This is a genomic window from Bradyrhizobium sp. PMVTL-01 (assembly GCF_051861855.1).
Classification (GTDB): Bacteria; Pseudomonadota; Alphaproteobacteria; order Rhizobiales; family Xanthobacteraceae; genus Bradyrhizobium.
Map to the genome: position 1 here is coordinate 3,202,773 of NZ_CP193982.1, position 10,392 is coordinate 3,213,164.

General features: G+C 64.6%; 28 protein-coding genes and 3 tRNA genes. All 31 read left to right on the plus strand.

The window, feature by feature from the left end; genetic code table 11:
* The first annotated feature begins 256 nt into the window (after nucleotides 1–256).
* The 31 genes from ACRQ5Q_RS14835 to ACRQ5Q_RS14985 all read left to right on the plus strand — a co-directional run bounded on the left by ACRQ5Q_RS14835 (nucleotide 257) and on the right by ACRQ5Q_RS14985 (nucleotide 10,382).
* Complete coding sequence (locus tag ACRQ5Q_RS14835; protein ID WP_439398608.1) at nucleotides 257–769, plus strand: hypothetical protein; 513 nt, start codon at nucleotides 257–259, stop codon at nucleotides 767–769.
* Nucleotides 766–981, plus strand: a complete 216-nt coding sequence (locus tag ACRQ5Q_RS14840; RefSeq protein WP_439398610.1) for a hypothetical protein — start codon at nucleotides 766–768, stop codon at nucleotides 979–981. The genes ACRQ5Q_RS14835 and ACRQ5Q_RS14840 overlap by 4 nt, the downstream gene beginning before the upstream one ends.
* Complete coding sequence (locus ACRQ5Q_RS14845) at nucleotides 978–1,184, plus strand: hypothetical protein (protein ID WP_439398611.1); 207 nt, start codon at nucleotides 978–980, stop codon at nucleotides 1,182–1,184. The genes ACRQ5Q_RS14840 and ACRQ5Q_RS14845 overlap by 4 nt, the downstream gene beginning before the upstream one ends.
* Complete coding sequence (locus ACRQ5Q_RS14850) at nucleotides 1,181–1,459, plus strand: hypothetical protein (RefSeq protein WP_439398613.1); 279 nt, start codon at nucleotides 1,181–1,183, stop codon at nucleotides 1,457–1,459. Before ACRQ5Q_RS14845 ends, ACRQ5Q_RS14850 begins: the two co-directional genes overlap by 4 nt.
* The gene (locus ACRQ5Q_RS14855; RefSeq protein WP_439398615.1) at nucleotides 1,459–1,899 is read left to right on the plus strand and encodes a hypothetical protein; all 441 of its coding nucleotides are present in this window, start codon (nucleotides 1,459–1,461) and stop codon (nucleotides 1,897–1,899) included. Before ACRQ5Q_RS14850 ends, ACRQ5Q_RS14855 begins: the two co-directional genes overlap by 1 nt.
* A 24-nt stretch (nucleotides 1,900–1,923) precedes the next feature.
* Complete coding sequence (locus ACRQ5Q_RS14860) at nucleotides 1,924–2,217, plus strand: DUF2829 domain-containing protein (protein ID WP_439398617.1); 294 nt, start codon at nucleotides 1,924–1,926, stop codon at nucleotides 2,215–2,217.
* A complete protein-coding gene (locus ACRQ5Q_RS14865; protein WP_439398619.1) occupies nucleotides 2,214–2,396 on the plus strand; it encodes a hypothetical protein in 183 nt (60 codons plus the stop codon). The genes ACRQ5Q_RS14860 and ACRQ5Q_RS14865 overlap by 4 nt, the downstream gene beginning before the upstream one ends.
* Nucleotides 2,397–2,405: 9 nt before the next feature.
* Nucleotides 2,406–2,660, plus strand: coding sequence for a hypothetical protein (locus ACRQ5Q_RS14870; RefSeq protein WP_439398621.1), 255 nt, complete (start codon nucleotides 2,406–2,408; stop codon nucleotides 2,658–2,660).
* Nucleotides 2,657–2,878 carry a hypothetical protein gene (locus ACRQ5Q_RS14875; RefSeq protein ID WP_439398622.1) on the plus strand — a complete coding sequence of 74 codons (222 nt, stop codon included), beginning with the start codon at nucleotides 2,657–2,659 and terminating at the stop codon, nucleotides 2,876–2,878. The genes ACRQ5Q_RS14870 and ACRQ5Q_RS14875 overlap by 4 nt, the downstream gene beginning before the upstream one ends.
* A gap of 437 nt (nucleotides 2,879–3,315) precedes the next feature.
* A complete protein-coding gene (locus ACRQ5Q_RS14880; RefSeq protein WP_439398624.1) occupies nucleotides 3,316–3,540 on the plus strand; it encodes a hypothetical protein in 225 nt (74 codons plus the stop codon).
* Nucleotides 3,537–3,704, plus strand: coding sequence for a hypothetical protein (locus ACRQ5Q_RS14885; protein ID WP_439398626.1), 168 nt, complete (start codon nucleotides 3,537–3,539; stop codon nucleotides 3,702–3,704). The genes ACRQ5Q_RS14880 and ACRQ5Q_RS14885 overlap by 4 nt, the downstream gene beginning before the upstream one ends.
* Nucleotides 3,701–3,955: a hypothetical protein gene (locus ACRQ5Q_RS14890; protein WP_439398628.1), complete on the plus strand. Its 255-nt coding sequence runs from the start codon at nucleotides 3,701–3,703 to the stop codon at nucleotides 3,953–3,955. Before ACRQ5Q_RS14885 ends, ACRQ5Q_RS14890 begins: the two co-directional genes overlap by 4 nt.
* Nucleotides 3,946–4,155 carry a hypothetical protein gene (locus ACRQ5Q_RS14895; RefSeq protein ID WP_439398630.1) on the plus strand — a complete coding sequence of 70 codons (210 nt, stop codon included), beginning with the start codon at nucleotides 3,946–3,948 and terminating at the stop codon, nucleotides 4,153–4,155. Before ACRQ5Q_RS14890 ends, ACRQ5Q_RS14895 begins: the two co-directional genes overlap by 10 nt.
* On the plus strand, nucleotides 4,152–4,451 hold the full coding sequence (locus tag ACRQ5Q_RS14900; RefSeq protein ID WP_439398632.1) for a hypothetical protein: 300 nt from the start codon (nucleotides 4,152–4,154) through the stop codon (nucleotides 4,449–4,451). Before ACRQ5Q_RS14895 ends, ACRQ5Q_RS14900 begins: the two co-directional genes overlap by 4 nt.
* Nucleotides 4,448–4,771 carry a hypothetical protein gene (locus ACRQ5Q_RS14905; protein ID WP_439398633.1) on the plus strand — a complete coding sequence of 108 codons (324 nt, stop codon included), beginning with the start codon at nucleotides 4,448–4,450 and terminating at the stop codon, nucleotides 4,769–4,771. The genes ACRQ5Q_RS14900 and ACRQ5Q_RS14905 overlap by 4 nt, the downstream gene beginning before the upstream one ends.
* Nucleotides 4,771–5,052 carry a hypothetical protein gene (locus ACRQ5Q_RS14910; protein ID WP_439398634.1) on the plus strand — a complete coding sequence of 94 codons (282 nt, stop codon included), beginning with the start codon at nucleotides 4,771–4,773 and terminating at the stop codon, nucleotides 5,050–5,052. Before ACRQ5Q_RS14905 ends, ACRQ5Q_RS14910 begins: the two co-directional genes overlap by 1 nt.
* Nucleotides 5,045–5,428: a hypothetical protein gene (locus ACRQ5Q_RS14915; protein ID WP_439398636.1), complete on the plus strand. Its 384-nt coding sequence runs from the start codon at nucleotides 5,045–5,047 to the stop codon at nucleotides 5,426–5,428. The genes ACRQ5Q_RS14910 and ACRQ5Q_RS14915 overlap by 8 nt, the downstream gene beginning before the upstream one ends.
* On the plus strand, nucleotides 5,425–5,634 hold the full coding sequence (locus ACRQ5Q_RS14920; RefSeq protein ID WP_439398637.1) for a hypothetical protein: 210 nt from the start codon (nucleotides 5,425–5,427) through the stop codon (nucleotides 5,632–5,634). Before ACRQ5Q_RS14915 ends, ACRQ5Q_RS14920 begins: the two co-directional genes overlap by 4 nt.
* Nucleotides 5,631–6,050: a hypothetical protein gene (locus tag ACRQ5Q_RS14925; protein ID WP_439398638.1), complete on the plus strand. Its 420-nt coding sequence runs from the start codon at nucleotides 5,631–5,633 to the stop codon at nucleotides 6,048–6,050. Before ACRQ5Q_RS14920 ends, ACRQ5Q_RS14925 begins: the two co-directional genes overlap by 4 nt.
* A gap of 40 nt (nucleotides 6,051–6,090) precedes the next feature.
* The gene (locus tag ACRQ5Q_RS14930) at nucleotides 6,091–7,032 is read left to right on the plus strand and encodes a hypothetical protein (protein ID WP_439398639.1); all 942 of its coding nucleotides are present in this window, start codon (nucleotides 6,091–6,093) and stop codon (nucleotides 7,030–7,032) included.
* Nucleotides 7,022–7,438, plus strand: coding sequence for a DUF3307 domain-containing protein (locus tag ACRQ5Q_RS14935; protein WP_439398641.1), 417 nt, complete (start codon nucleotides 7,022–7,024; stop codon nucleotides 7,436–7,438). The genes ACRQ5Q_RS14930 and ACRQ5Q_RS14935 overlap by 11 nt, the downstream gene beginning before the upstream one ends.
* A 9-nt stretch (nucleotides 7,439–7,447) precedes the next feature.
* Nucleotides 7,448–7,957: a hypothetical protein gene (locus ACRQ5Q_RS14940; RefSeq protein ID WP_439398642.1), complete on the plus strand. Its 510-nt coding sequence runs from the start codon at nucleotides 7,448–7,450 to the stop codon at nucleotides 7,955–7,957.
* Between the two features lie 11 nt (nucleotides 7,958–7,968).
* Nucleotides 7,969–8,115, plus strand: coding sequence for a hypothetical protein (locus ACRQ5Q_RS14945; protein WP_439398644.1), 147 nt, complete (start codon nucleotides 7,969–7,971; stop codon nucleotides 8,113–8,115).
* Between the two features lie 73 nt (nucleotides 8,116–8,188).
* Nucleotides 8,189–8,265: transfer RNA gene (locus ACRQ5Q_RS14950), tRNA-Phe, on the plus strand.
* A 92-nt stretch (nucleotides 8,266–8,357) separates the two neighbouring features.
* Nucleotides 8,358–8,567, plus strand: a complete 210-nt coding sequence (locus ACRQ5Q_RS14955; protein ID WP_439398646.1) for a hypothetical protein — start codon at nucleotides 8,358–8,360, stop codon at nucleotides 8,565–8,567.
* A gap of 43 nt (nucleotides 8,568–8,610) precedes the next feature.
* Nucleotides 8,611–8,748, plus strand: a complete 138-nt coding sequence (locus ACRQ5Q_RS14960) for a hypothetical protein (RefSeq protein ID WP_439398648.1) — start codon at nucleotides 8,611–8,613, stop codon at nucleotides 8,746–8,748.
* A gap of 107 nt (nucleotides 8,749–8,855) precedes the next feature.
* Nucleotides 8,856–8,931: transfer RNA gene (locus tag ACRQ5Q_RS14965), tRNA-Asn, on the plus strand.
* Between the two features lie 3 nt (nucleotides 8,932–8,934).
* Nucleotides 8,935–9,009 (plus strand) — tRNA-Ile (locus ACRQ5Q_RS14970).
* Nucleotides 9,010–9,293: 284 nt separating this feature from the next.
* Nucleotides 9,294–9,545, plus strand: coding sequence for a hypothetical protein (locus tag ACRQ5Q_RS14975; protein WP_439398650.1), 252 nt, complete (start codon nucleotides 9,294–9,296; stop codon nucleotides 9,543–9,545).
* Between the two features lie 10 nt (nucleotides 9,546–9,555).
* Nucleotides 9,556–9,726: a hypothetical protein gene (locus ACRQ5Q_RS14980; RefSeq protein WP_439398652.1), complete on the plus strand. Its 171-nt coding sequence runs from the start codon at nucleotides 9,556–9,558 to the stop codon at nucleotides 9,724–9,726.
* Nucleotides 9,723–10,382, plus strand: coding sequence for a hypothetical protein (locus ACRQ5Q_RS14985; protein ID WP_439398654.1), 660 nt, complete (start codon nucleotides 9,723–9,725; stop codon nucleotides 10,380–10,382). Before ACRQ5Q_RS14980 ends, ACRQ5Q_RS14985 begins: the two co-directional genes overlap by 4 nt.
* The last annotated feature ends 10 nt before the right edge of the window (nucleotides 10,383–10,392 follow it).

The window sequence follows — 10,392 nt, forward strand, 5'->3', positions numbered from 1 at the left end:
GAAACCTGCCCGCGTTCTCCACGCAACGTTGATTGGTCTCGCGTTCCGTGCGGGCTGCCACGCGGCGCCCAGGTCTCAGGGACCGGTCTCACCCTCCAAGTTGCGACGGTCCCTGCCAGCTTCCGTCAGCCACGCACGCTGACTGGTCCACGCGCCCCTCAAGGGCGCGCTGGGTCAAAACCTATTGGCGAGGACTCAGGGTCTTCCCAACGCCCCTTGCCACATCGTCCATCCCCACATCGTCGGAGCCCCACCGATGTCATCCTCTGCCCCCGTCGGCGATCCGCCGATCTCGACCTCGCCTGTCTTCGAGTGTCCCACGTTCTTGCCGCCCGAGTTCTCTCGGCCGGTTGGTGTGTCGTCGCTCGGGGATAGCGTCCTGAAGCTCGGCGCCGAGACCTTCGTCGATCCGGCGGCCATGATCGCGGCGCGTGGTCCCACGATCACCACTCGGGAGCTCAGCGATCCGTTCGAGCGCCTGCCGGCCTTGGCCGCGCGCCTCAACGTCAAGCCGACCACCAACAACACCGGCATCAAGCTGCATACCAAGGACGGTCAGAAGTTCGATCTGATCGAGCTGGTCGGTGCTGCGCTCGATCGTTTGGACGGGACGGAGCGGGAGCTACGCGACGCCTTCGCTGCGCAGGCCATGGGTGCCATGGTCGAGCGCTACATCGCGGACGGCGGGGACAACCTCGACCACGTCGCTGTCGTGGCTTACCAATTCGCCGACGCCATGATGGCCGCACGCAAGGGCGGCCGGTCATGAGCAAGACCGTCATCTGCGCGCACTGCGGCTATCCACGGTTCGGCGCGGTCTGCGAGCGTCCGGCTGGCTTCGAGCTGCAAGGCTGCATCCAGACCGGCTACCGCTCCCAGACGCAGGGCATTGCCAAGGGCCTCGCCATCGTCCTCGGCGTCACCATCGTGGCAGCGGTCCTCGTGCTCGCCACCATCGCATTTGCGGACATCCTGCCGTGATCAAGATCATCGCCGTCCTGTGCAGTCTGGCCTCGCCGGCCGACTGTCACGAGCAGGTGGTCACCACCTCCGACTTCGCCGAGATCACGATGCAGTCGTGCCTCATGGGCGCGCCGCAGCTCGCGGACTGGATGAAGGACCACCCGTCCGAGCGTCTGGCTGGATGGAAGTGCGTCTTCGGACAGCGCGGAGAGCCGACGTGAGCTTCAACATCACCGGCGACGTCGTCACCGAGCCGATCGCGCTCTCTGATGTCGTCAGCTTCGAGTACCAGTTCCTCGCGGTCTATGACGACCAGCGCGACAACTGGTGGACCGCGGCTGACACGCGCGAGAAGGCGCTCGCTGCCTTCGAGCGGGTGAGGAGCCAGGTCTCGAAGAAACCGCTCTATCGCGTGTTCGCGCGATGGGACACGGCGAAGCTGAAGCAGATGGCCGACTTCATGGCCTTGGAAACCCCGAGCACGGCGATCCACTGATGAGCACCACCGAGCTGCGAAAGCTGCGAGATCGCATCGAGCAGCTGGAACGCGTGCTCGGCGTCGATCAGGAGTTGACCACGCGCCTACGCTTCGCCTTTGGCATCACGCCAGATCAGGCGAAGCTTCTCGGCATGATGCTGCGCCGTGCGCGGGTCACACGGGAAGGGGCCTACGCAACGCTCTACGGCCACAAGCCGGATTGCGATCAGCCGGCATGGAAGGTCCTCGACGTTCAGATCCATCGCCTGCGCCACACGTTGCGGGCAATGAAGATCGAGTTCGTCACAATGGCACTCGACGGCTGGACGATGGAGCCGGAGCACAAGCTCAAGCTCCGCGAGCGGCTGGAGGCCTTCGAGGAGGCACACGCCGCGGCGCATGTGCCGGCCTCGCACCAACTCACCGATGGCGAGGCTTACCTTGGCATCGCGCACTGATCTTTCCCCAATCAGGAGTCGCCAATGGATATCGGTCAGGCCGTCGAGGCCATGCGAAACGGTAATGCGGTTCGCCGCGCCGGCTGGAATGGCAAGGGCATGTTCGTCGTGCTCATGCCCGAGCTGAAGCTGCCGCCCTACAACACCCAGGGCACGGATCGGAAGGTCAACGATCGTACCGCGAAGTGGATCGGCGAAGATCAACCACTCGACTGTCAGCCCTACATCGCGTTCTACAACGCGCAGAAGCAGTGGCAGCCCGGCTGGGTATGCTCGCAAGCTGACCTGCTGGCGACCGATTGGGAGCTGGTCTCGTGATCAAGTGGATCGCGCTGATCCTGGCGCTTGCTGCGCTCCACAATGCTGCTGATGCCAACAAGGTTGGCGCCGAGCTCGACCGGCTGCGGTCGCGCGTCGAGCATCTTGAAGGCGGGAAGTGCACGCTGATGCAGGTCCTCACCCCGTCAGGCACCGCCACCATCTGCGCCATTCAGTAGGAGAGACCCATGGAACGCGTCGAACACAACGTCGAGCGCTACGAGCATCACGGTCGCGAGGTCGCGGTCCGCTCCGATCTCAAGGGCAAGCATCGCGATCACTGCCTCTGCTATGGCTGCGACAAGTTCAAGCCGAATGCGACCAACGGTGCCGACCAGTGCCCCATCGCGCACGCGGTTTACTTGAACTGCGTTCGGTTCAATATCGTCTCGCCCGTGTGGGAATGCCCCGACTTCACGCTTATCCCCCAAGGCGCGGTGTGAGCTCCAACGTCGTCGGACTCAAGACGTTCCGAGCCGCGCGCATGGCGCGCGAGATGGAGCGTCACTTCGGCTTGCCTGAGGGCGCGGCCGAGGTCTCGCCGGATGCGGCGCTCGCCGACTTCATGGCGCCTCACACGGCCAGGCCAACGCACGTCGTCGTCACGAAGGCTGACCTGATCGCATTCGCCAAGACTGGCGGCCCACCTCCAAGGGATTGACCGGCGTTGTGCGTCGGCATCGCCGCGCACACCATCATCACCGGCAGCATCATCGCCGCCATGCGTCCAAGTTTTGCCTGACCCCAAGGCCGGACCGACTGGAGACCGACGTCTTCGGCGTCTGGCTCATCCCATAGGCCGAGGGAGAGCAGCGTGCCTATCGCGAGGTCGAGCCATGCTCCCTCGCGCGCCCTCGTAGCGACAGGGGTTGGGGAACCTTCGTCGCCGCGTAAACAGCGCAACCAATTCACGAACGTCGATCGCGGTTTCTAGAGCCGAGATCGCCAGAGGGTGAGCCCGCCTCAGCACCCGAATGGGAGGCATGGCTCTCAGCTTGCGGAGAAAGATCGGAGCCGGCTCGCCGACGGGCGAGGGGCGACTGATTTCCGGAAAGCGCCCTCGAACTTTCCCCACCATCCCCAACAGAGCATTCCCCGATGTTCAAGATCGAACCACCCGCGCCCCAGCGGGCACAGATCACGCGCAAGCAGCTGCGCGAGATAAGGCGTCACGCCAAGGCGCAGGCCTATCGCGCGCACGGCCTTGCCGGCGCTAATCCCGACCTCGCCAACTTCCCGCCGGCTGCGGCGAGCAAGATCGAGGCGGCGCGCGCCGAGCGCGCTCGCAAGGCCGAGAAGCGCGCGGCAACGGTGTCGCCATGAGCGAGGCCAAGCCCGAGATCCGCGTCCGCATGCATGTCGAGAGGATGCGCCTACTCTCGGTCAATCCCGACAACACGCTGAAGTATCCCGGCGTGACGGAGCTGACCTGGCTCGGCGTCCCGCACATGCCGCTTGTCCTCGCGAAGATGGAGCCGGCGTCGTGAGGACCGAGCACTGGGACACACTCACTCCGCGCGCGCCGGATCTTCACGCCGTGAGCCGCGACGATCCCGACATCTGGCGGCTCAACAGGCTTCGCGAAGAGGCGGGTATGCGTCCGCTCTCGCCCGCCAAGTCGCTGAAGGTCGCCGGCAGCAAGCTAGGCCACCTCGAATACGTGCAGACGCGCAGCTCGTTGAGCGCGCGTCACCTTCCCCACAACATCCGTCGTCGCCCGGTGTCCCCATGCCGTTGAGCCGAGAGCAGAGCGTCAACCTGCGGGTTGGCCAGACCGTCATGACCAAGATCCTCAAGGCTCCTGCCAGGATCAGCAAGATCACGGTGGTTGCCGACGGCGAGCGCGTGATCCAGCTCTTGCTGACCGGCGAGGGGCCGCTCTCCGGCATCACCACCTGGCTCGGTGAGAGCCAGATCGAAAGCGTGGTGACGCCATGAGCCGCACCCGTCTCTCGTTCATCCCCAAGGCCGTGCCACGGTCGCCGATGCTGGACATGGTGGAGCGCTCGCGCTCCCATCCCAGCGTCGGTCGGCACGCCCACGTCTCGGGCCACGGCAAGAACTTCGTTGGCACGGTGTTCGCCTTCGTCGAGGCGACCAAGAACAGCCCAGTGCCAAGGGACCGTTATCGCGATCGGTTCGATGGTCCGGACATCGCCCACAGCTTCTACGTCGTGATGGCCGCCGACGGCGGCAGCCACTACGCGGACCTCGATGAGGTGTCGCTACTGTGAGCATCGTCACGCGCAAGTATCAGGTCGGTGACCGCGTCCGCCACACCGGCGGCCAGGTCGGCGACATCACCAAGATCAACACTTGGACGCACAGCGTCATCATCGACGGGCAGCATTGGCGCTTCCTCGGTGAGATCGAGCTGGTCACGTACCCGTTCGCGGTCGACGAGCGCGTCAAGTTCCGCACCGTGACGATGATCTCGCACGGCAAGGTCATGAACCTCTTCACCACGCGCAACGGCGCGCAATACGCCGTGATCGAGGAAGAGTTCGACCTCTTGCCCCATGTCGTGCCGATCGCAGACGTGGAGAAGCCCTGATGGGCGAGCTATCGAAGCAGATGCGCGGCGCGATCGCACGCAGCATGAAGAGTGAGCGGTCGCTCGGCGCCGGCACCCGCAAGGGCCTCGGCCGTCCGCGCACCACCAACCTCGATCAGGGCTCGGCCTCCGAGTTCGAGAACCCCTCGGCAAGGCCCTCGGCCGACAGGCTGCGCGAGGCATGGGATCGCAACGCCGCGCCCCGCTCCATCACCTCGTGGGTGATGGGCGATCCGCCGCCCGGCCACAGCGCCCTCGACAAGATGAGGGCGCATGTCTGACAAACGCCATCAATCGCCTGCCATTCGCGAAGCCACCGGCGCCTTCTGCCGCACCTTGCTGGATGCGATCCTGCCGCCGGTTCGCGAGACCGCGCGGCACCACGGCTACGCGGTGGCGGTTCACGGCTCGCTCTCCCGTGACATCGATCTCGTCGCCATCCCATGGCGCGAGCACAATGTCAGCGAGCCGGACGAGCTCGTGCGGGCCATCTGCGGCGCGATCTCGGGCGTCACGGGCAATTGCCTGCGCCACTCCGACTCCACCAAGAAGCCGCACGGCCGCGTCGCTTACACGCTGATCCACGGCGGCTTCATCGGTGAGATCGATCTCAGTGTCGTCGCACCTCTCCCCAAGACAGATGAGCCGAAGGCATGAGGCCTGGAACCTTCATTGGCCTGCTCGCCTGCATCGCGAGCGGTTGGTGGCTCGCTCATCTGGAGCGGCCAAAGTGTGACGGCGCCATCACATTCTACGTCGCCGAACAGGTCGCCCGCGAGGGCAAGACCGACGCAGAGTTCTACCGCCAGCACCCCAACCACTTCGTCGCCGGCGGCGTCACCGTTGTAAGGAAGTCGCCGTGAGGGCCATCGACCAAACCGAGTTCTTTGATCCTGAGAAGGGCACGCGAGGCAACTGTCAGCAGGCCGCCACTGCCAGCCTGCTCGGTCTGGAACTGCACGAGGTGCCGAACTTCATCAAACACCCATCGGGGTTCTGGCAGTCGTTCTGGGAGTTCATGGCGTCGCGTGGGCTAGAGGTCATCGAACTCTCCGGCGAGCGTCGCTTCGACTGCTATCACCTGGCCTATGGGCCATCTGCGCGCGGCGTCAGCCACGCCGTGGTCTATCGCGCCGGCAAGCTGGCGCACGATCCGCATCCCTCGCGCGCCGGTCTCTTGAAGGTCGAGACGACTGCGCTCGTGATCCCTAGTGATCTTTCCGATTGGCGTGGGCCCGCGATCGCTTCGGCGAAGTGGGGTAGCCACAAGCCGTATTAGCCGCTCGCCACCGTAACCCCTCTCCCCAAGGGCACTCCCCATGCGTAACGATTTGCTGCACGTCGTCACCTGCGTCGCCAACCCCATCCGTTGGGAAAGCCGCATCCGCCTTGCCAAAGACGCCATCCGCGAATGGCAGGAGGACGGTGCCAAGGTCACCGTCGTCGAATGCGCCTACGGCTCGCGGCCGTATGACCTTGCCGACCTCCCGGGCATCACACACGTTCCCGTGCGCGCTCGCACGCTGGTCTGGAACAAGGAGTGCCTGCTCAACATCGGCATCCAGAGGCTGCCGCACGACGCGCAGTACATCGGCACGTTCGATGCGGACATTCACTTCCGCAAGCGTCACTGGGCGGCCGAGACTGTTCACGCGCTCCAGCTCTATCCCGTCGTGCAGCCCTGGACCGAGTGCATCGATCTCGGACCCAACGACGAGATGATGCAGGCGCACAAGTCGTTCTGCTCGCTGCATCACGCCGGCAAGCCGGTCGTCGAGAGTGGCAAGAAGCACTGGAAGTTCGACGGCGGCCCCTATGACCACGCGCACCCTGGCTTCGCTTGGGCGTGGACGCGGCCCTTCCTCGACGAGGTCGGCGGCCTGATTGAGACCGGCGGCATGGGCTCGGGCGACCATCACATGGCGCACTCGCTCGTCGGTGCCGGCAGGAAGTCCGTTCCCGCCGGGACCAGCGAGAGCTACCTCGGCCATATCCTGCGCTGGGAGAAGCGCGCTCTGCGCGCGGCGGCTCGCAAGCTCGGCTTCGTGCCGAACCTGATCGAGCACGCCTTCCACGGCTCCAAGCCGAAGCGCGGCTACAACACGCGCTGGGGCATGTTCCTCGAGCACGGCTTTGACCCCCACACGGATCTGAAGCGCAACTCGTACGGCGTGCTGGAGTTCGCCGGCAACAAGCCGTACCTCGAAGCGGCCTTCGATCGCTACCTGCGTTCCCGTTCGGAGGATGCCAATGTCATCTGAGGCGCTCGGTTTCTTCCTCTATGTTGCCAGTATTGAGGATATGTCGATCCCCTTGTGGGTGCTACTCGTCCTCGGCCTGCACCATTGGTTCGGCGATTTCGTGATGCAGTCCGACGCCATGGCGAAGGGCAAGTCGAAGCGGTTCGGCGTGCTTTCTGCGCATGTCGGAACGTACTCGGTCGTCATGGCCGGGGCAGCCTGCATCGTTATGCCGGACCCGTATTCAGCGATGCGGTGGGTCGCGATCAACGCCGCCCTGCATCTCTGCGTGGACTTCGGGACCTCGCGGATCAGTGCCCGGTACTTCGCCCGCGGCGACGTGCACAATGGCTTCGTAACCATCGGCTTCGACCAGCTTCTGCATCTGGCCTGCCTCGTCTTGACGACGGTCCTGATCGCGAAGTAGAGCAGGGGGATGACACCCCTTGCGAAGTCCCTCCTTGCATCCATCCTGACCGTGGCCGCGGCATCCGGCGCCGCGGGGCAGGAGGGACGTCCCATCACCGAGGCGATGCGCCCCGTCATGGCGGCGGCACGGATCTTCGCCCTTGAGAACCACCTTCACGGCGACATCGCTGTCGCTGATGAGGAAGAGGGGCACATCGGCGAGCGCTTCGAGGTCAACCCGGTGCCGGGCTCGCGCTGCGACTTCACGATGCGCAAGCGGAACGGTCCGGTCGTCGAGACGATCAGCTTCACCAAGCTGTCGGCCGAGTACAAGCTGTCACGTCGTGGCGACTACGTGCTGATGTCGATCCCCGGTGAGCCAGGTGCTCAGTGCGAGGTGTCAGGCACCCGCAAGGCCTGCTCGTCCAGCCTCGATATGACGCTGATGGTCGAGGGCTCGCCCAGCGAGCTCGATCTCGCCAAGCGCGCGATGGCGTACATCGCCAGCGTCTGCCCGGTTGCGGCGTTGCCGTTCTGAGAGGTTCGACCATGTGTGAATACCCGAATGGCTGTCTTCACGATGAGAACGCCAACGCATGCCCGCTCTGCGACGAGCTCGGTGCCGATATCATCGCGGCGCATTATGCGAAGCTTGAAGACGAGACGCCGTTGACGGAAGAGCAGGTCACAGCGTAGAAGCTGCACGTCGCCGGCCATGAGCTGGAGCTTGTGACGGCCGTCTTACTCCTAAGTATCCGGCGACACTCTTGCCAAGGTAGCTCAGTCGGTAGAGCGGCGGATTGAAAATCCGCGCCCGCGGTGGTTCGACCCCATCCCTTGGCACCAATTTAGGTCGTCCTGTAGCTGGAGTCTGGGCTACCGCGCTTGACCGCGAGCAGGAGTAGAAGCCTGCTACCAGATCGCCAGTTCGCGTCGCAATGCTCACCCTCGTCCGCGTCGTCGCTCCCCACTTCGTCGCCGGCTTCGAGAGCAACGGCACCGTGTGTCGCGCGGCGCCCATCCTGAAATATCTGGTCGGCAAGACCAACGACGAGGCGCGCGCCTACATCGCCCGCGAGGGCTGGCGCGCATCGATCGTGCCCACGATACACCCAGCGAGCGATAGGAGCGGCGGCTCCCTCGATTGAGGTCAACGCAAGCGCCGCTCCGCCCATTCCCAAGGCCATCACCATGATTGTCTGGTTCATGCTGGGCTTGCTCGAGCTCGCCCTGGAGTTCGTGCTCTACTGGCTGCCGCTCGGCATCGCGCTCTATTACGCCAGCCTGTTCCTGCACGCTTTCGCGCAGCTGCTCGTCTTCTACTGGTGAGGCTGCCATCAAGTTCGACGGTCCGCCGGCGCTGTGAAGCGACCGGGTCAGGGCGACAGCTGCCGTCGGGCGCCTACCGTTGGCGCCACTGAAGCTAGTTCTCGTGGTGGGTAGTAGCTCAGTCGGTAGAGCACGCGACTGTTAATCGCGGTGTCGCTGGTTCGAACCCAGCCTTCCCAGCCACCAGCCAAGATAGTTCAGCGGTAGAGCAGCGGACTCATAACCCGCAGGTCGTCGGTTCAAATCCCTCTCTTGGCACCACCCATCGAGCCTTTCCCGAGGGCTCAAGCATCCGGGGCTCTGCTCAATCCCCGACCAAATTCAAGAGCGCCCGTCGGTGTGTCGCTGTGCATGGCGTCCATCGGCTCCGCGGTAGCCGTGAGCTGCATATGGAGCAGAGGCTTCGGCCTCAGCACCGCTTGCTGATCCAGCCAACACGCGCACCCACGAACAAAACCGTCCAGCCGGAGATGATCACCGGCGGTCGGGACAATGGCGTGGGATTTCCTTCCCCAACCACCCACCCCCAACAGGAGGTCAACCCCGTGACCACTTCCGACACTGCCAACACTACTGCCAACGAGGCGGTCGCTACGCCTGAGGCGACGCCGTGCCCGTTCAACATCGGCGACATCGTGTTCCTCAAGGGTAGCCCTGAGGTCGCTCTGACCGTCGAGGGCATGTTCACGCATCCGCAAGACGCGGGTGCATGGATCATTGCCGTCGCTTGGTTAGACCACCAGTGGCAGCTCCAACACGGCCAGTTCCATCCGTCGGCACTGGACCCGATGCGCTGAGGTCGTCGAGATGGACAAGCTCGCGATCCTCAAGGACGAGAAGAACGGCCTGTACGTGATCGAGGTCAACGACAAGGCTGTTGGCAAGGTCTCGACCGGCGACTGGTCTCGCGCGATCGCGAACCCCGTCCGCATCAACGTGCAGCGCTTCGACTTCGCGCGGCCAGGTGACCAGTCATGATCCGCTGGCGAGACATCAAGGTCGATGGCAAGCCGGCATGCTTTGTCGATATCGACAGCAAGCGGCTCTACATCAACCAGCGCAACGACGGGGCGTTCTGCGCCTTCGTCGACGGCCGGCAGATCGGTCAGCACTATGCCACGGTGTCGGCCGCCCAAGCGGCCGCACTGCGCGAGATCGGCGTCAAGCCGCCTCCGGATCCGCTTCGCTTCAGCACGGCGCAGGCGGCCAAGAGGATCGATGCCGACGCGCCGCTCGCACGACTCGAAGCCGACGGCACGACGATCACGTTCCTGTCCGGGGATGCTGACGCTGCGCCTCCAGCCGAGGTCCTGCCGTCCGGCCGCAAGAAGCCGGTGCGTGAGGAGACGGCGGCCCAGCTCGCCGCGTTCCCGATCGCGGACATGAGCAAGCCGGCGACGATCGTCAACGACCTCGGGCAAACCTATCAGTTCGCCCAATCGGCGCCTCATAGCGAAACGGTTGTCGATCTGTCGGTACAGTCAGGTCATTGCAGTTGCGGCACTAAGCTCGGTCGCTCCGGTCGCTGTCCGGCGCTCTGCACGCCGGTCGAGAAGGACCCGCCTCCGTACACGGGGCCACGCCTTGTCGGCCGTACCCACACCGCGCGCCTCGGCGCGCCCGTGAGCTGGTGAACGCTCGAAG

Coding starts and splice junctions, on each gene's coding strand:
- ACRQ5Q_RS14855 (WP_439398615.1), top strand. CDS start 1,459: ATGAGCACCACCGAGCTGCGAAAGCTGCGAGATCGCATCGAGCAGCTG.
- ACRQ5Q_RS14860 (WP_439398617.1), top strand. CDS start 1,924: ATGGATATCGGTCAGGCCGTCGAGGCCATGCGAAACGGTAATGCGGTT.
- ACRQ5Q_RS14930 (WP_439398639.1), top strand. CDS start 6,091: ATGCGTAACGATTTGCTGCACGTCGTCACCTGCGTCGCCAACCCCATC.
- ACRQ5Q_RS14910 (WP_439398634.1), top strand. CDS start 4,771: ATGGGCGAGCTATCGAAGCAGATGCGCGGCGCGATCGCACGCAGCATG.
- ACRQ5Q_RS14900 (WP_439398632.1), top strand. CDS start 4,152: ATGAGCCGCACCCGTCTCTCGTTCATCCCCAAGGCCGTGCCACGGTCG.
- ACRQ5Q_RS14980 (WP_439398652.1), top strand. CDS start 9,556: ATGGACAAGCTCGCGATCCTCAAGGACGAGAAGAACGGCCTGTACGTG.
- ACRQ5Q_RS14955 (WP_439398646.1), top strand. CDS start 8,358: ATGCTCACCCTCGTCCGCGTCGTCGCTCCCCACTTCGTCGCCGGCTTC.
- ACRQ5Q_RS14945 (WP_439398644.1), top strand. CDS start 7,969: ATGTGTGAATACCCGAATGGCTGTCTTCACGATGAGAACGCCAACGCA.
- ACRQ5Q_RS14835 (WP_439398608.1), top strand. CDS start 257: ATGTCATCCTCTGCCCCCGTCGGCGATCCGCCGATCTCGACCTCGCCT.
- ACRQ5Q_RS14940 (WP_439398642.1), top strand. CDS start 7,448: ATGACACCCCTTGCGAAGTCCCTCCTTGCATCCATCCTGACCGTGGCC.
- ACRQ5Q_RS14895 (WP_439398630.1), top strand. CDS start 3,946: ATGCCGTTGAGCCGAGAGCAGAGCGTCAACCTGCGGGTTGGCCAGACC.
- ACRQ5Q_RS14840 (WP_439398610.1), top strand. CDS start 766: ATGAGCAAGACCGTCATCTGCGCGCACTGCGGCTATCCACGGTTCGGC.
- ACRQ5Q_RS14915 (WP_439398636.1), top strand. CDS start 5,045: ATGTCTGACAAACGCCATCAATCGCCTGCCATTCGCGAAGCCACCGGC.
- ACRQ5Q_RS14870 (WP_439398621.1), top strand. CDS start 2,406: ATGGAACGCGTCGAACACAACGTCGAGCGCTACGAGCATCACGGTCGC.
- ACRQ5Q_RS14880 (WP_439398624.1), top strand. CDS start 3,316: ATGTTCAAGATCGAACCACCCGCGCCCCAGCGGGCACAGATCACGCGC.
- ACRQ5Q_RS14985 (WP_439398654.1), top strand. CDS start 9,723: ATGATCCGCTGGCGAGACATCAAGGTCGATGGCAAGCCGGCATGCTTT.
- ACRQ5Q_RS14920 (WP_439398637.1), top strand. CDS start 5,425: ATGAGGCCTGGAACCTTCATTGGCCTGCTCGCCTGCATCGCGAGCGGT.
- ACRQ5Q_RS14885 (WP_439398626.1), top strand. CDS start 3,537: ATGAGCGAGGCCAAGCCCGAGATCCGCGTCCGCATGCATGTCGAGAGG.
- ACRQ5Q_RS14960 (WP_439398648.1), top strand. CDS start 8,611: ATGATTGTCTGGTTCATGCTGGGCTTGCTCGAGCTCGCCCTGGAGTTC.
- ACRQ5Q_RS14935 (WP_439398641.1), top strand. CDS start 7,022: ATGTCATCTGAGGCGCTCGGTTTCTTCCTCTATGTTGCCAGTATTGAG.